20 protein-coding genes and 3 tRNA genes are annotated in these 18,305 nt (G+C 70.4%); 12 read left to right on the top strand and 11 right to left on the bottom strand.

Annotation, left to right across the window (positions count from 1 at the left end):
- Nucleotides 1-57 precede the first annotated feature (57 nt).
- Both ACH5AF_RS19815 and ACH5AF_RS19810 read right to left on the bottom strand, forming a co-directional pair.
- Nucleotides 58-130, bottom strand: a tRNA-Met gene (locus tag ACH5AF_RS19815).
- Nucleotides 131-174: 44 nt separating this feature from the next.
- Nucleotides 175-247, bottom strand: a tRNA-Thr gene (locus ACH5AF_RS19810).
- Nucleotides 248-673: 426 nt separating this feature from the next.
- On the opposite strand from ACH5AF_RS19810, the gene ACH5AF_RS19805 reads away from it, so the two are divergent.
- The 3 genes from ACH5AF_RS19805 to ACH5AF_RS19795 are packed head-to-tail and all read left to right on the top strand — an operon-like array spanning nt 674 to nt 3,213.
- Nucleotides 674-1,909 (top strand): amidohydrolase family protein, encoded by a 1,236-nt coding sequence (locus ACH5AF_RS19805; protein WP_398902930.1) that lies wholly within the window; start codon nt 674-676, stop codon nt 1,907-1,909.
- A gap of 34 nt (nt 1,910-1,943) precedes the next feature.
- Complete coding sequence (locus ACH5AF_RS19800) at nt 1,944-2,600, top strand: SDR family oxidoreductase (protein WP_398902929.1); 657 nt, start codon at nt 1,944-1,946, stop codon at nt 2,598-2,600.
- 58 nt (nt 2,601-2,658) lie between these two features.
- Nucleotides 2,659-3,213: a GyrI-like domain-containing protein gene (locus ACH5AF_RS19795; RefSeq protein WP_398902928.1), complete on the top strand. Its 555-nt coding sequence runs from the start codon at nt 2,659-2,661 to the stop codon at nt 3,211-3,213.
- 287 nt (nt 3,214-3,500) lie between these two features.
- Here the strand turns inward: ACH5AF_RS19795 and ACH5AF_RS19790 are convergent, their stop codons facing one another.
- Nucleotides 3,501-4,565, bottom strand: a complete 1,065-nt coding sequence (locus ACH5AF_RS19790; protein WP_398902927.1) for an alpha/beta hydrolase family protein — start codon at nt 4,563-4,565, stop codon at nt 3,501-3,503.
- Between the two features lie 113 nt (nt 4,566-4,678).
- On the opposite strand from ACH5AF_RS19790, the gene ACH5AF_RS19785 reads away from it, so the two are divergent.
- The 4 genes from ACH5AF_RS19785 (at nt 4,679) to ACH5AF_RS19770 (ending at nt 7,243) form a co-directional block, all read left to right on the top strand.
- Complete coding sequence (locus tag ACH5AF_RS19785) at nt 4,679-5,323, top strand: GNAT family N-acetyltransferase (RefSeq protein ID WP_398902926.1); 645 nt, start codon at nt 4,679-4,681, stop codon at nt 5,321-5,323.
- The gene (locus ACH5AF_RS19780) at nt 5,320-6,195 is read left to right on the top strand and encodes a PaaX family transcriptional regulator C-terminal domain-containing protein (protein ID WP_398902925.1); all 876 of its coding nucleotides are present in this window, start codon (nt 5,320-5,322) and stop codon (nt 6,193-6,195) included. Before ACH5AF_RS19785 ends, ACH5AF_RS19780 begins: the two co-directional genes overlap by 4 nt.
- 317 nt (nt 6,196-6,512) lie before the next feature.
- Nucleotides 6,513-6,884: a hypothetical protein gene (locus ACH5AF_RS19775; RefSeq protein WP_398902924.1), complete on the top strand. Its 372-nt coding sequence runs from the start codon at nt 6,513-6,515 to the stop codon at nt 6,882-6,884.
- A 23-nt stretch (nt 6,885-6,907) separates the two neighbouring features.
- Nucleotides 6,908-7,243 (top strand): DUF6233 domain-containing protein, encoded by a 336-nt coding sequence (locus ACH5AF_RS19770; RefSeq protein ID WP_398902923.1) that lies wholly within the window; start codon nt 6,908-6,910, stop codon nt 7,241-7,243.
- On the opposite strand, the gene ACH5AF_RS19765 is transcribed toward ACH5AF_RS19770, so the two are convergent.
- Both ACH5AF_RS19765 and ACH5AF_RS19760 read right to left on the bottom strand, forming a co-directional pair.
- The gene (locus ACH5AF_RS19765) at nt 7,240-8,187 is read right to left on the bottom strand and encodes a Ku protein (protein ID WP_398902922.1); all 948 of its coding nucleotides are present in this window, start codon (nt 8,185-8,187) and stop codon (nt 7,240-7,242) included. The two genes, ACH5AF_RS19770 and ACH5AF_RS19765, sit on opposite strands and share 4 nt — an antisense overlap.
- Before the next feature lie 189 nt (nt 8,188-8,376).
- Nucleotides 8,377-8,631 carry a hypothetical protein gene (locus ACH5AF_RS19760; protein WP_398902921.1) on the bottom strand — a complete coding sequence of 85 codons (255 nt, stop codon included), beginning with the start codon at nt 8,629-8,631 and terminating at the stop codon, nt 8,377-8,379.
- Between the two features lie 808 nt (nt 8,632-9,439).
- Here ACH5AF_RS19760 and ACH5AF_RS19755 point away from each other — a divergent pair.
- Nucleotides 9,440-9,793, top strand: coding sequence for a hypothetical protein (locus tag ACH5AF_RS19755; RefSeq protein ID WP_398902920.1), 354 nt, complete (start codon nt 9,440-9,442; stop codon nt 9,791-9,793).
- 178 nt (nt 9,794-9,971) lie between these two features.
- Here ACH5AF_RS19755 and ACH5AF_RS19750 read toward each other — a convergent pair.
- Nucleotides 9,972-10,053: transfer RNA gene (locus ACH5AF_RS19750), tRNA-Tyr, on the bottom strand.
- Nucleotides 10,054-10,246: 193 nt separating this feature from the next.
- On the opposite strand from ACH5AF_RS19750, the gene ACH5AF_RS19745 reads away from it, so the two are divergent.
- From ACH5AF_RS19745 to ACH5AF_RS19735, 3 genes are all read left to right on the top strand, one after another.
- On the top strand, nt 10,247-10,735 hold the full coding sequence (locus ACH5AF_RS19745) for a YajQ family cyclic di-GMP-binding protein (RefSeq protein ID WP_398902919.1): 489 nt from the start codon (nt 10,247-10,249) through the stop codon (nt 10,733-10,735).
- A 200-nt stretch (nt 10,736-10,935) separates the two neighbouring features.
- Nucleotides 10,936-11,439: a methylated-DNA--[protein]-cysteine S-methyltransferase gene (locus tag ACH5AF_RS19740; protein ID WP_398903037.1), complete on the top strand. Its 504-nt coding sequence runs from the start codon at nt 10,936-10,938 to the stop codon at nt 11,437-11,439.
- Nucleotides 11,436-12,101, top strand: a complete 666-nt coding sequence (locus tag ACH5AF_RS19735) for an alpha-ketoglutarate-dependent dioxygenase AlkB family protein (protein ID WP_398902918.1) — start codon at nt 11,436-11,438, stop codon at nt 12,099-12,101. The genes ACH5AF_RS19740 and ACH5AF_RS19735 overlap by 4 nt, the downstream gene beginning before the upstream one ends.
- A 37-nt stretch (nt 12,102-12,138) precedes the next feature.
- Here the strand turns inward: ACH5AF_RS19735 and ACH5AF_RS19730 are convergent, their stop codons facing one another.
- On the bottom strand, nt 12,139-12,408 hold the full coding sequence (locus ACH5AF_RS19730; protein ID WP_398902916.1) for a GlsB/YeaQ/YmgE family stress response membrane protein: 270 nt from the start codon (nt 12,406-12,408) through the stop codon (nt 12,139-12,141).
- 85 nt (nt 12,409-12,493) lie between these two features.
- Between ACH5AF_RS19730 and ACH5AF_RS19725 the strand changes: the two genes are divergently transcribed.
- Nucleotides 12,494-13,738 carry an APC family permease gene (locus ACH5AF_RS19725; RefSeq protein ID WP_398902915.1) on the top strand — a complete coding sequence of 415 codons (1,245 nt, stop codon included), beginning with the start codon at nt 12,494-12,496 and terminating at the stop codon, nt 13,736-13,738.
- 52 nt (nt 13,739-13,790) lie between these two features.
- Here ACH5AF_RS19725 and ACH5AF_RS19720 read toward each other — a convergent pair whose 3' ends face one another.
- The 4 genes from ACH5AF_RS19720 to ACH5AF_RS19705 form a co-directional block, all read right to left on the bottom strand.
- Complete coding sequence (locus ACH5AF_RS19720) at nt 13,791-14,183, bottom strand: YccF domain-containing protein (RefSeq protein WP_398902914.1); 393 nt, start codon at nt 14,181-14,183, stop codon at nt 13,791-13,793.
- Complete coding sequence (gene htpX / locus ACH5AF_RS19715; RefSeq protein ID WP_398902913.1) at nt 14,180-15,043, bottom strand: zinc metalloprotease HtpX; 864 nt, start codon at nt 15,041-15,043, stop codon at nt 14,180-14,182. Before htpX ends, ACH5AF_RS19720 begins: the two co-directional genes overlap by 4 nt.
- A gap of 147 nt (nt 15,044-15,190) precedes the next feature.
- Nucleotides 15,191-16,720 (bottom strand): NADH-quinone oxidoreductase subunit N, encoded by a 1,530-nt coding sequence (locus tag ACH5AF_RS19710; protein WP_398902912.1) that lies wholly within the window; start codon nt 16,718-16,720, stop codon nt 15,191-15,193.
- Nucleotides 16,717-18,294, bottom strand: coding sequence for a NuoM family protein (locus tag ACH5AF_RS19705; RefSeq protein WP_398903036.1), 1,578 nt, complete (start codon nt 18,292-18,294; stop codon nt 16,717-16,719). The genes ACH5AF_RS19710 and ACH5AF_RS19705 overlap by 4 nt, the downstream gene beginning before the upstream one ends.
- Between the last annotated feature and the right edge of the window lie 11 nt (nt 18,295-18,305).

Below are 18,305 nucleotides of genomic sequence, written 5' to 3'. Positions count from 1 at the left end.
TGAACGCAGAAAAGAGTAGCCGATCGAAGGACCGACCCCACAATCGGCTACTGTGTGTAGCGGTGACCGGACTTGAACCGGTGACACAGCGATTATGAGCCGCTTGCTCTACCGACTGAGCTACACCGCTTTGATACGGAGTCCCTCACCCGAAGGTGAGGGCTACCGCACCAGAGCCCCAATACGGAATCGAACCGTAGACCTTCTCCTTACCATGGAGACGCTCTGCCGACTGAGCTATTGGGGCGAGCGATGAAGACATTACACGGTCGCCCGCCGATCGCCCAAATCCGTTTCCCGGGCCTCTGTCCGGGCCCTCGGCCGCGCGGTGCCTCCGGTCGGCACTCCCGCCCCACGCCTCACCGACGTCCCCTGTCCACCCGGCCGGCACCCCGGGGCCACGCCCGCGTTGCCCCGCTTGCCCCTCCGCGGCACACGCCCCGGTTGCCCCCGCTTGCTCCCCAGCGCCCCGGACGTCCCGTACGACACTTGCGACCACACCGGTACGACTATTGCGCTCTTCCTCGAAGCCCACTGCGAGCCGCCCTAGGCTCGACTCACGCTGCGTGATCCTCTCCGTTCCTCCGGCCCCGGTCCCCGGCCCCGACCCCTGGAAAAGCCGATCCCCGCCGGTGCCTACGCCCAGAGCCCGACCGCCCCCCACAGGAGCGCGATGCCCGACAGCCAGCCGCAGCCCCCCGACGGCGCGACCGCGGACTCCACAGCGCTGCTGCTCTGCGGCGCCCGGCTCACGGACGGCCGCACCGTCGACGTACGGCTCGGCGGCGGCCTCATCGAGGCGGTGGGCACCGCCGGCAGCCTGCCCCTTCACGCCGCCCGCCTCGACCTGCGGGGCTTCCTGCTGCTCCCGGCGCCCGCCGAGCCGCACACCCACGGCGACACAGCGCTCAGTGCGGAGCACCCGGGCCCCGTTTCGTACGACCCCGACGACATCCAGCGGCGCGCCACCGAGGCCGCTCTGCTGCAACTCGGGCACGGGGCGACCGCGCTGCGCTCCCATGTGCGTATCGGGGACGTGCAGGGGCTCGGCGCCCTGGAGGCGGTGCTGCAGGCGAGGTCTTCGCTGCGTGGCCTCGCCGATCTGACCACGGTCGCCGTGCCCCGGCTGCTGACGGGCGTCGCGGGCTCCGAGGGCCTGGCCGTGCTGCGCGACGCGATGAAGATGGGCGCCGGGGTCGTCGGCGGCTGCCCGGACGCCGATCCCGACCCCACCGGCTACACCGAGACGGTCCTGGAGGTCGCCGCCGAACACGGCTGCCCGGTCGACCTGCACACCCATGGCGACGACCCGGCCCGCCTCGCCCGGCTGGCCGCCATGGCCGGCGGGCTGCGCCCGGGAGTGACGATCGGCCCCTGCGCCGGACTCGCCAGGCTGCCGCGCGACGTCGCCGCCCGTGCCGCCGACCAATTGGCCGCCGCCGGCGTCACGGTGGTCTCACTCCCCCAGGGCGGCTGCGCGGGCGTCGAACAGCGGGGCAACGCGCCCGTGCGGCTGCTGCGCGCCGCCGGCGTCACCGTCGCCGCGGGCAGCGGCGCCCTGCGCGACATCGTCGCCAACCCGGTGGGGCGGGGAGATCCGCTGGAAGCCGCCTACCTGCTCGCCTCACAGGGCGGGATGCGGCCGACGGACGCGTACGACCGCGTGGCCGGCACCGCCCGCAGGGTGATGGGCCTGCCCGAGGTACGGGTCGAGGCGGGATTCCCCGCGGAGCTGCTCGCCGTGCGCGGTGAGCGGATCTCGGGCGTGCTGTCCCTCGCGTACAGCCGGATCGTCATCCACCGCGGCCGCGTGGTGGCCCGCACCAGCGCCGTACGCGAGTACTGCGACTCGGCGGCGGCCGTCGCGCTCGAACTGCCGCGTCAGGGGCGGCCGGACGGCTGTCCCTGAGCGCAGGCCGCGTTTCGGACGTACGGTCGTAGGCATGCGCATTGTCATCGCTGGTGGACACGGTCAGATCGCGCGCCGGCTCGAGCGGCTGCTCGCCGCGGGCGGTCACGAGGTGGCGGGCATCATCCGCAACCGGGAGCAGGGCGACGACCTGCGGGAAGCGGGAGCCGAACCGGTACTGCTCGATCTGGAGTCGGCTTCCGTCGAAGAGGCCGCCGCGGTGCTCCAGGGCGCCGGCGCGGCGGTCTTCGCGGCCGGCGCGGGCCCCGGCAGCGGCGCCGCACGCAAGGACACGGTGGACCGCGGCGCCGCGGTACTCTTCGCCGACGCGGCGGAACGGGCAGGCGTACGGCGGTACATCGTCGTCTCCACGATGGGCGCGGACGCGCGACACGAGGGCGACGAGGTGTTCGACGCGTATCTGCGGGCCAAGGGCGCCGCGGACGACTACGTACGCGCCAAGGCCGGCCTCGACTGGACGATCCTGCGCCCCGGAACGCTCACGAACGACGCCGGCAAGGGGCTGGTGCGACTGGAGGCGTCCACGGGACGGGGCTCGGTACCGCGGGACGATGTCGCGGCGGTGCTCGCCGAGATGACGGAGTCGGCGGCAACGGCGGGGCTGACGCTCGAACTCGTCAGCGGCTCGGTCCCGGTGACGGTGGCCGTGAAGGACGTCGCCGGCAACTGACGCACTATCTACCGGTCCCGGCCGATGAATTCCCTCCAACCGCAAGGTGATTGAAGTCATGGGTCGGCAGACACCAGAGATCAGCCCCACGATCGTCGAACGCGGCGAACAGCTCTACGCCTACATCCGCGGTGCCGTCCGGATGGACGACTTCGCCGTGATCGCCGACCGCCTGCCCGAACTGGTCGGCTGGTTGAGCGCCCGGGGGGCCGGCTTCGCGGGCGCGCCGTTCTTCCGCTTCGACACCGTCGCCATGGATGCGGAGTCGGTGGTGGAGGCGGGCATGCCGGTCACCTCGATGCCGGAGCCGGAGGGCGACATCGGCATGGCCCTGCTCCCGGCGGGCCGCTATGCGACGGTCCACCACCTCGGCCACCCGGACCAGCTGTTCGACGTGGTCACGGCCCTGCGCGCGTGGGCGGCCCGGGAGGGCCTGACCTGGGACATGACCGAGGTCGACGGCGTGGAGCACTGGGCGTGCCGCCTGGAGTCGTACCTGACCGATCCCCGTGTGGAGCCGGACCCGTCGAAGTGGGAGATCGAACTGGCCTTCCGCCTGGCGGACAGCGCGGACCAGGGGGACGGCGCGGACCAGGGGGACGGCGCGGACTGAGTGGGCGGAGTGCACCGAGCCGGGGCGGCGTCTGCATGCGCGGCCGCCGCCGGCGAGACGGCCAGAGCCCGGTTCACGAACCCGGCCCCTGGCCGAGCTGCGCTCCCAGCGCTCCCACTCGGCCGCGAGCCGCGCCCGGAGGCCATCCGTCGTGTCGGGGTCGTCGACGGGCGGCAGCCGCGGACCCTGCGGCCCGGCGCAGTACCCCATGCCGGCGCTCGCTTCACAGGGCACCGCGCGGTACACGTGAACGTGCACCACGCGCGAGGGCCGACCGTGCGGGAGTGTCATGGAGCGGCGTTGCCGCCTCGGCCGAGATCGTTCAGGAACTGTCGCTGGTCGTCCAGGAATCCGTCCGCGAAGAGCGAGCGGGGGGAGAAGAGCGCGGTGAGCGTGGTCTTGGCGTCCGAGTGCTCGATGGACTGTTTGAGCAGTGAATGGGTCGCGTCCGGGTAGCGCATGACTTTCAGAGCACCGCCTGCGTCCAGCACCTTGCGGTAGACGCGCTCCGTGTCGGCGGTGTCCACGTTGACGTCATGGCCCGCGAGGGTCAGCAGCACTGGTACCCCGCGCAGGGTGCGGAGGTCCTGCGTGGCGTCCGCGGTGTAGTTCCTGGAGATGAAGCCCCAGCGGCCGGCGGTCATGCCGTCCGCGTCGCCGCGCATGGCCTCGACGTACTCCTCGAAGGTCGCGCGGCGTGCCAGCAGCCGGCGGGTGGTGTCGCTCTTGGCGATCTCGGCCTTGGTCCGGGCCGGCGACGCGCCGTCGGCGCGCAGCTCGGCGAGCAGGTTGTAGCGGCTCTGCTGGAGCCAGTTGATCGCGGGCGAGACGGCGATGACGAAGCTCACCGGCGTCTTGGCGGCGACCTTCGGCAGGACCCAGCCCGCCTGGCTCGCGCCCCAGAGCCCGATCCGCTCGCCGTCGATGTCCTGGCGGGCGCGCGCCCAGGCGATGGCGGCGGATGCCTCGTCGGCCCGGTCGTCCATGGACTGGTCGAGCCAGTCGCCGGGTGCGCCGGCGACGCCGGGCTTGTCCCAGGACAGGGAGGCGTACCCGGCCTTGGCATTCGCTTCCCACAGGGGCTTGTAGCCGTCGTCGTGGGTGGCGTCGACGGGGCCGTCACCGTGGACGTACACGACCAGGCCGTGGCGCTCGCGGCCGTCCTTGGGGGTGGCCAGTACGCCGTTGAGGGTATGGCCGCCGTGGCGGATCGAGACCCGCTGCTCGTGCATGTCGTAGGAGTGCTGCCACAGCACCACACCGATGAGGCCGGCGGCCACGACCAGGGCGGTGACGAGTGCCCACACGGCGATCGCGAGCCCCCGCCGACGGGGCTGGGTCTTTGGACACATGGAATCTGACCGCCTCTGCTCGGGTCTACGCCACACTAAAACTATCATTGATTGAACGGTCGTTGCGAGAGTGATAGTTTTGGAGGAAGGTTGCAGCGAGAAGGGGGCACGGCATGGGACTGGACGTGACGGGTATCGGCACGGGACCGGTGACGGTCCGGCGGGGCGTTCCGGTCGGCGCCGAGCGGCAGGCGGCCGAGCTGTACTGGGGCGCCTTCGGCCGCAAACTCGGCCCCGCCCTGAACCCGCCGGACAAGGCGGTGTCCTTCATCGCCGCCCACCTGAACGCCGACCGCGCGGTCTGCGCGCTCCTCGGCGGACAGCTCGTCGGCCTCGCCGGCTACCAGCTCGACGGCCGGGCCCTCACCGGCGGATCGGCCTCTGCCGTGCTGCGCGCGTACGGACACCTGCGAGGACTGCACCGACTCCTGCTCCTCGCCCTGTTCGAACGCCACCCGGCCACCGGGCAACTCGTCATGGACGGCATCGCGGTGGACGCGTGCCTGCGCGGCCGCGGCGTCGGGAGTCTGCTCATCGAGGAAGTGGCCGCCGTCGCGGCGGAGCAGGACTGCCGGGAGATCAGACTGGACGTGATCGACACCAATCCGCGTGCCAAAGCCCTCTACGAGCGGCGCGGCTTCACGGCCGTACGGACCGAGCACACGCCCTACCTGCGCAGGCTGCTGGGATTCGGCGCGGTGACCACCATGCACCGCCCCGTCGAGACGAAGGGGCCGAGAGGACTGAGCACACCGTGAGCGACCACATCGAGATCCCCACCCGCATGCTCGTCCACGCACTGATCCGCGAGGACGGCACGGTCAGCGCGGACGAGCTCTACACCGTCGCCGCGACCCTCGGCATGAGCGACCAGCAGGTGCGGCTGTGCGTCAAACGCCTCGTGGCCGAGAGCCGGTTCACCCACGAAGGCCGCGGCCGCAAAGCGCTGCTGCACGCCACCGAAGACACCACACACGCCCTGACCCCCAACGCGGACTTCCTGCGGCACGCATTCCGCCAGGACGCCGGGCTCGCCCCTTGGGACGGCGTCTGGCACCTGGCCGCCTTCGCCGTGCCCGAATCGGCACGCACGGCCCGCGACGCCCTGCGCGAGACGCTCGTCCACCTCGGCGGCGCCCCGCTCCAGGGCGGACTGTACGTCTGCGCCAACACCTGGGAACCGTACGTCGAAGACGCGGCCCACCGCCTCGGCGCTCACGGCGCGCTCACCCTCCTCACCACGACGGACCTGCGCAGGGGCGGCATCCGAGAGCCTGCCGAACTGGCCCGCCACCTGTGGCCCCTGCAGGAGATCGCCGACCGCTACCACCGCCTCAGCGGCATCGCCCAGCCCCGCCTCGACCGGCTCACCGACGGCGCCGGACTCTGCCCGTCCGCACTCCTCACCATCGCGGTCGAGCTGGCCGCCGAACTCACCCGCGCCATGGAGCCCGACCCGCTGCTGCCGCCTCAGCTCCTGCCCCAGCCCTGGCCCGGCACCGAGGCCCGGGAGCTCATCGCCCGGTGCTGGGCGGCCCTGCACGAACGCGACCATGGCGAAGCCCGCCCGGCCCTCTTCCGCCTCTACGCCGACATCACCCGCGAAGCGGCGGACCGGGCCACGCGCTGAGGACGGAACGCAAGGCGCAGGTCACACCTGCGGGGCGAAGGTACCGAAATCTTGTTGCACAGGGCATGTTCGGCATGCCAGTCATGATCCGGCGGCCACCCGGGGGCGACACCGGGTGCACCGGGACGAACGCCGGCGGTTCGAGCGCCCTATGCGCGTGCACCTGGCGCGCGCTCTCGCTTCCTGGGCGCCTACCAGGCGCGACGGCCGCGCATCGGGGCCTGGGTGCTCAACGCGGAACGCCGCCGCGCCGACTCAAGCCCTCGCATCGGGCATTGGGCTACTGAATTAAATCGAACAGGCGTATGATTGTGGTCATGGCCGGAACCGACTTCCCCGACGACCTGCGCGCTGCGCAGATCCGCCTTCACCAGGCGACTTCCGAGCTGGCCACCCTCTGCCGCACTCTGCCGTGGAGCGTGGAACCCATGGCCGGCTGGCCCGGCACCGAGCACCCGCACACCGGCGAGGTCACGGGCGGCCGGGAGAGCAGCCCCGGCTGGAGCAAGGAGCAGAAGCAGGCGGTGAAGCGGCTGCGGATGGAGTGCACCGACCTGTCGATCCGGATCGCCGCCCATCCGTACTGGCAGACGGTGGACGGCGAGGAGCGGGTGAAGGCCCGCAGCGTACTCAGGGCCGAGACACGGCCGTCGGCGGTGCCGACGGTCGACGTCGACACCGCCGCCTGACCGCGCGTCTGCTGGTAACGGCCATGTCGGATCTGCCGCCTGATCTGCCCCGGCTACGCACCTTGGAGACGTGGCTCGTCATGACTCTCCAGCGGGTGCGAGAGCGGATCACCGCGGTCGAGCAGCATGAGAGCGAGCGGCAGCGTGGTGCCACTCACCGGCCAAGGCCACCGGACTGGGCCCTCGAGATGGGCATCGGCCGCGATCACCTGCCCGTATACGTGCACGTCGGCGGCTGCCACATGACGGGCGGGCGCAGCACAGGCGTGCCGCGGCAGACGGCGGTACGGGCGCTCACCGAGGGTGTCGAGGCCTGCCCGCACTGCCGACCGGACACGGAACTCGGCGTACTGGACTAGGACGCAGACTTCCGCCGGCTGCTCGTCTTCTTGGCCGCGGTCTTCTTCACCGCCGCGGTCTTCTTCACCGCCGCGGTCTTCTTCGCGGCCGTCTTCTGCGCGGGGGCCTTCGTCGTCTTCTTCGCCGCCTTCTTCTTGGGCATGTCGTGCACCGTGGCGTCCTCGCCCCTCGACTCCCGTGCCGCCTTCACGCTCGCGTTCAGGGCGGCCATCAGGTCGACGACCTGCCCGCCCGCCGCCGGCACCTCCTCGGGCTGCGGCGGCTTCTTCCCCTCCGCCTTCGCGGAGATGACGTCTTCGAGGGCCTGGCGGTATTGGTCGGTGTAGGCGGGCATGTGGTCCTCGGACATCGCGTCCATGAGTCTCATCGCCTCGTCGACCTCCAAGTCACCCAGTTCGACGGGCGGCGGAGCGACCTCGCCGGAGTCCCGGATCTCGTCGGGCCAGTGCATGGAGTGCAGAACGAGCGCGTCCTCTTTGACCCGCAGGAGCCCCAGCCGCTCGCGGCCGCGGAGCGCGAACTTCGCGACGGCCACCTTGGAGCTGCGCTGGAGTGCCTGGCGCAGGAGCTTGTACGGCTTGGCCGCGACCTGCCCGTCGCCGGCCAGGTAGTAGCTGTCGCCGATCCGTACGGGGTCGATCGATTCAGCGGGTACGAACGCCACGATCTCGATCGCCTTCGCGGTCGGCAGCGGCATCTCCTCGAGGTCCTCGTCCCGCACGGGCACGAGGGTGTCCTTGGAGACCTCGTAACCGCGGATGATCTCCTCGTCGGACAGCTGCTTGCCGTCCAGCTCGCAGATCTTCCGGTAGCGGATGCGGCCGCCGTCTTCGAGGTGGATCTGCCGGAAGGAGATGTTGTGGCTCTCGGTGGCGGGCACGACCTTGATCGGGATGGTGACCAACCCGAAGCTGATCGCGCCGGTCCAGATGGGACGGGGCATGACGAGACCTCCACGATGAGCCCCGAGCATGGCCAGACTACGATGATCGGCAGCGCGAGGCAGGCCATCGGACCGTGGTGATCGGACACGTGGCAGACGCGCGGGGTGTGCGACGCGTGGCTCTCCCGCCCTCGGACACCCCGGCACTGTCCGGCGCCGACCGTGCTCTGGCAGCCACCATTCCATCCGCTACGGGGCTTCGAGTCGGCGTCTCCACCACGGGTCTCGAGGCGAGGCGAACGGGTCGTTGAGCGTGCGGGCGAGGAAGCGCTCATCGAGCGGCTTGAGCAGCGTGCGGAACTCACGTGCCGAACTCCGGGAGAGGCTGGCGCACAGCTCTTCCAGGAACGCGCGGACGTCGGCGCCGGTGAAGGGATCACAGCACTCGCAGCCGTCGCCCTCCGGCGCGGCATACATCACCCACGGCCCGGGCTTGTACGCCATGGCCCGCCATCGCACCCAAGCTCGGTGCGCATCACCGGACCAGTACCGGCGCCGCTCGATCAGGACAATTTCCGCGAGCGCCCGGGCGGAGAGCCCAGGTATCACCGCTCTGCGGTCCCACGGCCGTGGAGCGCGTGGCAGGTCCAGTCTGACCTGTGAGGGAGCCCTACGCGGCATAGGCCTTTCGTGCGTTGGTCATGCGGCAATCATGCACGGCTCAGCGCCTCCTGCCCATCCAATTTCCGCCGGCACTCCCATCTGGCCTGGGCTGAGGTGGATGGACGTGGCCTCATGGGGGCGATCGACCGCATGGCGAGGAGACGAGGCAAGACGAGGGGTGAAGACGGAGGCCGGCCGCCCGGTCGACATCGAGCTTCCGCGGATTCTGATCGCTCTCCAACTCAACGTGTATTGCGCTCGCTTGAAGCTGGCCGGGCATGTTCGCGAGAACGGCGCCGTATCTGATCCGAGTGGAGCTCTGACGCCGATGCTGAGGCGGCCGGACTGCAGCTGGCTTGTGAGGCAGGTAAGGCAGCACTTCGCAAAGCGATCGATGAGAGCGGCCTGAGCGAGAGCATGGCCGGCGTGCGCTTCGCCGAGCGCTCATGGCAGGAGCCTCGCGAGAGATGTCAGGTCCGCGACCCTAACGGCCACCAGGAGAGGGGAATCCCGCGCGACTCCGCCAATACGAGGGGTCGCACGGTTCCTCGCGCCAAAACGACATCTGCTCGACCGCCCTCTCGAAAGCGGCTCCTAGAGAGACATCGGTACCGACAACCAGGTCGAGCGAGTCCGTGTCATGCGTCGCGTGATCCACTTCGCACCAGCAGGCAGCGTTGACCGCCGCGGTCACCCGCAGGCGACCCTCCGGCCCCCAGGCGACGTCAAGGACCAGCGACAGGGAGTCACCCGCCTCATCGTGCTGCACCATCTCAGCCAGCAGGATCTGAGCGATACCTACGACCTGCCGCCCTGGGAACCCGGCATGCTGAGGAAACCAGTACCACGCTGGCCCACGGCGGTTCCCCTCGGAGCTGTCCAGCGAGCGGCCAGCCTCGCGAATCCGATCTATCTCGGCAATGCCAACGTGGTGAAACAGCGCAGCGAGAGGAACGTCTGCCAGGGACCCGGTACTCCCGATCATGCTCAGGATCCTGACTGAACTGGGGGACACCGACAAGGCCCTGCGCCCTGGCGGGAAGCCCGAAATCCCGTCCACGTCTCGTCCAGAACGGCTGGTGGAGAGCGGGACAGAGCGAGACGGTCGGCCCGCCCGACGGCTCAAACGACGATGGCCCCTGAGCCTGCGTTTCCGCAGATCAGGGGCCATCGTCATCGCGTGGCGGCGCCAGGATTCGAACCTGGGTAGGCTAAGCCGACGGATTTACAGTCCGCTCCCATTGGCCACTCGGGCACACCGCCATGGGATGTCGCCCGGAAGTCTCCGCTGTGGGGCGGGTGCTCCGTGGCAACGACGTAAACGATACCTGATGCGCAGGGGTGCTCCGCCACTGGATTGATCAGCGTTCGGGCGGGCGCGGATGGCTAGGCTTGGCGGAGCGGTCCGGGCCGTTCCGGACACGCTCCACGCACCCGATACAAGGAGCCACAGGACATGGCCGACTCCAGTTTCGACATCGTCTCGAAGGTCGAGCGGCAGGAGGTCGACAACGCCCTCAACCAGGCCGCCAAGGAGATCTCCCAGCGCTACGACTTCAAGAACGTCGGCGCCTCGATCGCCTGGTCCGGCGAGAAGATCCTGATGCAGGCGAACTCCGAGGACCGCGTCGCCGCGATCCTGGACGTCTTCCAGACGAAGCTGGTCAAGCGCGGAATCTCTCTGAAGGCGCTGGACGCGGGGGAGCCGCAGCTCTCCGGCAAGGAGTACAAGATCTTCGCCTCGATCCAGGAGGGCATCTCCCAGGAGAACGCCAAGAAGGTGGCGAAGATCATCCGTGATGAGGGCCCGAAGGGCGTCAAGGCGCAGGTCCAGGGCGAGGAGCTGCGCGTGAGCTCCAAGAGCCGCGACGACCTGCAGGCCGTGCAGGCGCTGCTCAAGGGGCAGGACTTCGACTTCGCGCTGCAGTTCGTGAACTACCGGTGACCACCTGATAGGGCAGTGCGCCCAGGCCGGGCGACAGGGGGTGTAGCGGCTAGGCCACTGCGCCCCCGCCCCGTTGAAGGGCCGCGTCCGATTTCCGCCAGCAGCGGGCGGCTCCGGGTCGCAGACTCGTAGAGGAACGGAGGCAGGGGCCCCCGCGAGGACCCCGCACCGACATCCCGCAAGGAGGGACGCGCGTCATGATCACCCTGTACGAGGTCGTCGACAGCCCGCTCGGCGATCTGCTGCTGGTCGGCGAGTTCTCGGCCACGGCGGAGGGCGGCACCGCGCTCGCTTCGCTGTCGTTGCCCGGCCAGAAGGGCGGCGCGGTCGTCCAGGACGGCTGGCGGCGCGACCCGGCGGCCTTCGAGGAGATCGGCAGCCAGCTGTCCGCGTACTTCGCCGGGCGGCTGACCCGCTTCGAGATCGAGTACGCCGACAGCGGGACCGCCTTCCAGCGTCGGGTCTGGCGCGCACTGGAGAGCGTCCCGTACGGGCGGACGACGACCTACAAGGAGATCGCCGAGCAGGTCGGCACCTCGGCGGTCGGGGTACGCGCCGTCGGGACGGCGATCGGACGCAATCCGCTGCTCGTCGTCCGCCCGTGTCATCGCGTGATCGGTGCGGACGGTGCCCTGCGGGGGTACGCCGGCGGCCTGGAGTCCAAGGAGCGGCTCCTCGGTCTCGAGGGCGCACTCGTGTCGTGAACGACACGCTGTTCCCGCGGGATCGGACCGTCGTGGCCCCCGGTGCCGTCCATGTGCCCGGCTGGCTGTCGCCGGCCGGGCAGCGGGAACTGGTCGAGGCCTGCCGGTCCTGGGCCCGCGGCCCGGTGACCCTACGGCACACCGCGCTCCCGGGCGGAGGCGTGATGTCCGTGCGGACGGTGTGCCTGGGCTGGCACTGGCAGCCGTACCGCTACTCCCGCACCGCGGACGACGTGAACGGCCAACGTGTCGCCCCGTTCCCCGAGTGGCTGGTCGACCTGGGCCGGGAGGCGCTGGTCGCGGCGTACGGGGAGGGCCGGACGTACGGCGATGCCACCGCGTACACCCCGGACGCGGCGCTGATCAACTTCTACGACGGCGCGGCGCGGATGGGCATGCACCAGGACAAGGAGGAGCGCTCCGGCGCTCCCGTGGTGTCGCTGAGCATCGGTGACACCTGTGTGTTCCGCCTCGGGAACACCGAGAACCGTGGGCGGCCCTACACGGATGTGGAACTGCTCTCCGGAGACCTGTTCGTCTTCGGCGGTCCCTCCCGCTTCGCGTACCACGGCGTGCCCCGGGTCCAGGCGGGCACCGCCGACCCGGCGTCCGGGATGGCCACCGGGCGGCTGAACATCACGCTGCGGGAGACCGGCCTCTAGCGGGTGCCGCTCATCGCCGCGTCCGACCGCGTGGTGCTCAGCGCGAGCGGGAGTGGCCGAACAGGATGCGGTAGGCGATCAGCAGCACGAGCGATCCGCCGATGGCCGCCGCCCAGGTCGGACCGTCGTAGAAGTCGTTGGTGATCGGCCGGTCCAGAAATCGCGCCGACAGCCACCCTCCGGTGAACGCGCCGGCGATGCCGATGACCGTGGTGCCGATCAGCCCGCCCGGGTCCCTGCCTGGCAGCAGGATCTTGGCTATGGCGCCGGCGAGCAGCCCGAGGACGATCCAGCTGATGACGCTCATGCCATGAACCTGCCTTTCGTTCGCTGTTGTGTCCGAGGACGAACCGGAGGCGGGCGCGGTTGCGCCGATCAGTAAGGTGCGACGCATGACATGGGAGTTGCGGCGCTCGCTCGGGGTGTTCGACGCGGTGGTGATCGGTCTGGGATCGATGATCGGCGCAGGCGTTTTCGCGGCACTCGCGCCCGCCGCGCGCGCGGCCGGTACGGGGCTGCTGATCGGCCTGGCGCTGGCTGCCGCGGTCGCCTACTGCAACGCCATGTCGTCGGCGCGGCTCGCCGCGCTGTATCCGGCGTCGGGCGGCACCTATGTGTACGGCCGGGAGCGGCTGGGCGATTTCTGGGGCTACTTGGCGGGGTGGGCGTTCGTCGTCGGCAAGACCGCCTCGTGCGCTGCGATGGCGCTGACCGTCGGGGCGTACGCCTGGCCGGATCAGGCGCATGCCGTCGCGGTCGCCGCGGTGGTGGCGCTGACCGCCGTGAACTACGGAGGCGTTCATAAGTCGGCACTGCTGACCAGGGCGATCGTGGCCGTGGTGCTGGCTGTGCTTGTCGCGGTGGTGGTCTCCTCTCTGGTGTCGCGGGAAGCGGATCCGGGGCGGCTGGCATTCGGCGGGGACGTCTCGGCGGGCGGAGTGCTGGAAGCCGCCGGCCTGTTGTTCTTCGCGTTCGCGGGGTACGCCCGGATCGCGACGCTGGGCGAGGAGGTGCGGGATCCCGCCCGTACGATCCCTCGGGCCGTACCACTGGCCCTCGGTATCGCGCTCGTCGTCTATGTGTGTGTCGCCGTCGCCGTCCTTTCGGTGCTGGGCGCCGACGAGTTGGGCAGGGCCGCGGCTCCGCTGGCCGATGCCGTGGAGGCGGCGGGGGCCGGCGGGCTCGGGCCCGTCGTGCGGGTGGGCGCCGTCGTGGCGGCGCTCGGCTCGCTGCTCGCGCTGATTCTCGGCGTCTCGCGGACGACGCTGGCGATGGCCCGGGACGGCCATCTGCCGGGAGCACTGGCCGCCGTACATCCGCGGTTCCAGGTGCCGCACCGCGCGGAGCTGGTCGTGGGGGCCGTCGTCGCGGTGGTGGCGGCGACGGTGGACCTGCGCGGGGCGATCGGCTTCTCGTCGTTCGGAGTGCTGGTGTACTACGCCATTGCCAACGTCTCGGCCTGGACGCTGAGTTCCCGTCCGGCGCAATGGACGGCGGCGTGTGGTGTGGTGGGCTGTCTGGCCCTCGCCCTCTCACTTCCCGCGGTGTCGGCGATCGCGGGACTGGGCGTACTGGCCGTGGGGGCCGTGCTCTACGCGCTGCGCCGGCCGGGGCGGAACGGATCGGCCGATGGCTGAGCCGCGTACGCGCCTGCCCGTGGCACAGCGGTGAGCGCAAGCCGGACGGTCCCTAGCTGCTCGCGAACGGCCGGTCCGTCGGGACGATTTCCCGGCCGAGCGGCATCAGCGAGACGGGAATCAGCTTGAAGTTCGCGACACCGAACGGGATCCCGATGATCGTCAGGCAGAGCGCGATACCCGTGAGGATGTGGCCGAGCGCCAGCCACCAGCCGGCCAGGATCACCCACAGCACGTTGCCGACCAGCGACGGCGCCCCGGAGTCGCGGCGGTCGACGGTCGTGTAACCGAAGGGCCAGAGGGCGTAGACGCCGATGCGGAAGGCCGCGAGGCCGAACGGGATGCCAATGATCGTGATGCAGAGGATGAGGCCCGCGACCAGGTATCCCAGGAAGAGCCAGAGGCCGCTCAGGACCAGCCATATGACATTCAGAACTGTCTTCACGGGCGGTAACCTGCCATCTGTTCGAGTCGGGTGATTCGTTCCGCCATGGGCGGGTGGGTGGAGAACATCTTGGAGAGGCCGCGGCCCGGTCCGAACGGGTTCGCGATCATCATGTGACTCGCCGTCTCCAGCCGGGGCTCCGGGGGCAGCGGCAGTTGCTTGGTGCCGGCGTCCAGCTTCCGCAGGGCGCTCGCCAGTGCCAGCGGGTCGCCGGTGAGCTGGGCTCCCGAAGCGTCCGCCTCGTACTCCCGCGAGCGGCTGACCGCGAGCTGGATCACCGAGGCCGCCAGCGGCCCCAGGATCATGATCAGCAGCATACCGACGAGGCCGGGGCCGTCGTCGTCGTCCGAGCGGCCGACGGGGACGAGCCAGGCGAAGTTGACCAGGAACATCACGACCGAGGCCAGGGCTCCGGCGACCGACGAGATCAGGATGTCACGGTTGTAGACATGGCTCAGCTCGTGGCCGATGACGCCGCGCAACTCCTGCTCGTTGAGGATGCGCAGGATCCCTTCGGTGCAGCACACGGCCGCGTTGCGCGGGTTGCGGCCGGTGGCAAAGGCGTTGGGCGCCTGGGTCGGGGAGATGTAGAGGCGCGGCATGGGTTGGCGGGCGGCGGTGGAGAGCTCGCGGACCATGCGGTACAGCGCCGGCGCCTCGAACTCGCTGACCGGGCGGGCGCGCATCGCACGCAGCGCCAGCTTGTCGCTGTTCCAGTAGGCGTAGGCATTGGTGCCGAGGGCGACGACGAGCGCGACGAACAGCCCCGTCCGGCCGAAGAAGCTGCCGATGACGAGGATGAGTGCGGACAGTCCGCCGAGGAGTACGGCGGTCTTCAGCCCGTTGTGCCGGCGGTGCACGGTACGCCCTCCAAGCGGTGCGGCAGGGGAACCCTGTGCGTGGTGGTGCTCCACTCACCAGTGGACCCTTCTGTACTGGTCAACGCCAGGCGAAGGACGCTGGTTCCCTGGTGCCTCCGGCCCCGCCGTGGGCCGTTCGGGTGGCGCTCAGAACAGGGTGTCCGCTGCGAAGCGCAGCACCAGTTGGGGGTAGCCGGACAGGACGGCACCGCCGGCGGCCGTCAGAGCGATGGCCACGGTGACGGGCGCGGGGGCGCGCCGGCGCACCGGCTCGGCCTCCGCACCTGTCACGGCACCTTCGGGGGCGGCGCGGAAGAGGAGCGCCGTCCACTGGAGGTAGTAGTAGAGCGCGATCACGACATTGACGCCCATGACGACGGCGAGCCAGCCCAGACCGGCGTCCACGGCCGACGAGAACACGGTCACCTTGGCGAACAGACCGATGATGCCGGGCGGCAGGCCGGCGAGGCAGAGCAGGAAGAAACCCATGGCGAGGGCTGCGGCCGGGCGGGTCGCGTACAAGCCGCGGTAGTCCGAGATCCGGTTCTGCGGGTGGGTCCGTGCGACGAGCGCCGCGACCGCGAAGGCTCCGAGGTTCACGACGGCGTACATCAGGGCGTAGGCGACGGTGGCGCCGATCTGGTCGTCGCTGGAGTACGCGGCGGCGGCGATCGGCACCAGGAGGTATCCGGCCTGTCCGACGGAGGACCAGGCCAGCAGTCGTACCGCGCTCCACGCGCGCGTGGCCTGCTGTCGCAGGGCCGCGACGTTTCCGGCGGTCATGGTCAGAGCGGCGAGGACGGCGAGCGCCGGGCCCCAGATGTCGGCGTACCCGGGGAAGGCGATGACCGTCACCAGGATGAGGCCGGTGAATCCGACGGCCTTGCCGACGACCGAGAGGTAGCCGGCGATCGGCAGCGGCGCGCCCACGTAGGTGTCGGGGACCCAGAAGTGGAACGGCACGGCAGCGGTCTTGAACGCGAAGCCGACGAGCGTCAGGGCGACGCCCGCCTTCGCGAGCGTGTCCAGCTGGCCGGGGACGTTCTCCAGGCCTGCGGCGACCTGGGTCAGGTGCAGGGTGCCGGTCGCGGCGTAGACGAAGCTGACGCCGAGCAGCGTGACGGCCGTCGCCGCCACGGAGGACAGGAAGAACTTCAGGGCCGCTTCGCTGGAGAGCCGGTCCCCGCGCCTGAGGCCCACGAGGGCGAACGCGGGCAGCGAGGCGACCTCGAGCGCGACGACGAGGGTGGCGAGGTCGCGGGAGGCCGGCAGCAGGGCGGCGCCCGCCGCCGAGGACAGGAGCAGGAACCAGAACTCTCCGGCGGGAAGCTCCTTGCGGGTGTAGGTGAGCGAGAGCACCGCGGTCAGCAGCGCACCACCGAGGACCAGGAACTGGATGGCCAGGGTGAAGTGGTCGGCGGTGTAGCTGCACGCGTCCGTGCCGTTCGTCAGGCAGAACGTCGAACGGTCGCCCTTGCGCAGCGGAAGGAGAGACACGATCGCGGCGGCCAGACCGGCGATCGCGAGGGCGCCCAGCAGCGGCTTGCGCCGCTCCTCGATGAAGAGGTCCACCACCAGGATGATCAGCCCCACGACGGCCGTGATGGTCGGGGGCGCGATCGCGAGCCAGTCGACCGACTGGACCAGGCTGGTGACGCTGTCGGCTGCCACGGTCACGACTTGCCTCCTGCGAGGAGCTTCTGCACTGCTGGGTCGGTGAGGCCGAGGAGGACCGCGGGCCACAGTCCGGCGATGACGGTGAGGGCCACGAGCGGTGTCCAGGCGGCGAACTCGTATCCGCGGACATCGGTGAGCGGGGCGAACCGCGGCCCGTCCGGATCGCTCACGCCGCCCTGTCGCGGTGCCCCCATGCAGACGCGGCGCACGACGACCAGCAGATACGCGGCGGTCAGCAGCGTGCCGAAAGCGGCGATCGCCATGAAGGTGAGGAACGCGGGGCGGCTGAGCCCGTCGGCGGGGTCGAAGGCGGCGAACAGCGCGAGCATCTCTCCCCAGAAACCGGCCAGACCCGGCAGTCCGAGGGACGCGACGGCCGCGAAGGCGAGCAGACCGCCGAGGCGGGGGGCGCGTCCGTACAGCGCCGCGCCGGTGGCTCCGGCGAGGGTGTCGATATCCGCGGTGCCGTAGCGGTCTTTGATCGCGCCGACCAGGAAGAACAGCAGGCCGGTGATGAGGCCGTGGGCGACGTTGGCGAAGAGCGCACCGTTGATGCCGGTGGGCGTCATGGTCGCGATGCCGAGCAGGACGAAGCCCATGTGGCCCACGGACGAGTAGGCGATCAGGCGCTTCAGGTCACCGCCCGCTCCCTGCCGGGCGAGGGCGAGACAGGCGAGCGATCCGTAGACGATGCCGGCGACGGCGAACGCGGCGAGGTACGGGGCGAACGTCTGCATGCCGTCGGGCGCGATCGGCACCACGATGCGGACCAGGCCGTACGTGCCCATCTTGAGCAGGACACCGGCGAGCAGCACCGAGCCGATGGTCGGGGCCGCGGTGTGGGCGTCGGGCAGCCAGCTGTGCAGCGGCCACATGGGCGTCTTGACCGCGAGCCCGATTCCGATGGCCAGAACGGCGATGACCTGCACGGATGTGGTGAGGTCACGGCCGTTGTCAGTGGCGAGTGCCACCATGTCGAATGTGCCGGCCTTCAGCCCGATGAGCAGGAGGCCGAGCAGCATGACGACCGAGCCGAGCAATGTGTAGAGGATGAACTTCCAGGCGGCGGCCTGCCGTCCTGCACCGCCCCAGCGGGCGATGAGGAAGTACATCGGGATGAGCACCATCTCGAAGGCCAGGAAGAACAGCACGAGGTCGAGGACCGCGAAGGTCGCGAGAGTGCCGGATTCGAGGACGAGCAGCAGAGCGACGAATGCCTTCGGCGAGGGGCCGGCAGGCATCTTGAAGTAGCCGTGCAGCGCGCAGAGGAAGGTCAGCAACGCCGTCAGCAGGAGAAGGGGGAGCGAAATGCCGTCGACACCGAGGTGGATCCGCACGTCGAGCGCCGGGATCCAGCTGATGTCGGTCGTGGCCTGCATCGTCGAGGGGTGGTCGTGGTCGAAGCCGAGTGCGAGGACCACGGCGGCTACCAGGACCGCGCCGGTGATGGTCACGCCGTGCCGGAGGACCGCCTGGTCCGGGCCCGATCCGCGCAGTCCGGGCGGTGCGGGCAGGAGCGCCGCGGCGGCGCCGAGGAGCGGGCCGACGACGAGGAACGCGAGAAGGAACTGCATCACGGACTCGC

Origin of the sequence: Streptomyces sp. NPDC018833, from assembly GCF_044390825.1 — a bacterium.
GTDB lineage: Bacteria > Actinomycetota > Actinomycetes > Streptomycetales > Streptomycetaceae > Streptomyces.
This window is presented reverse-complemented; position numbering and strand designations above follow the sequence as displayed.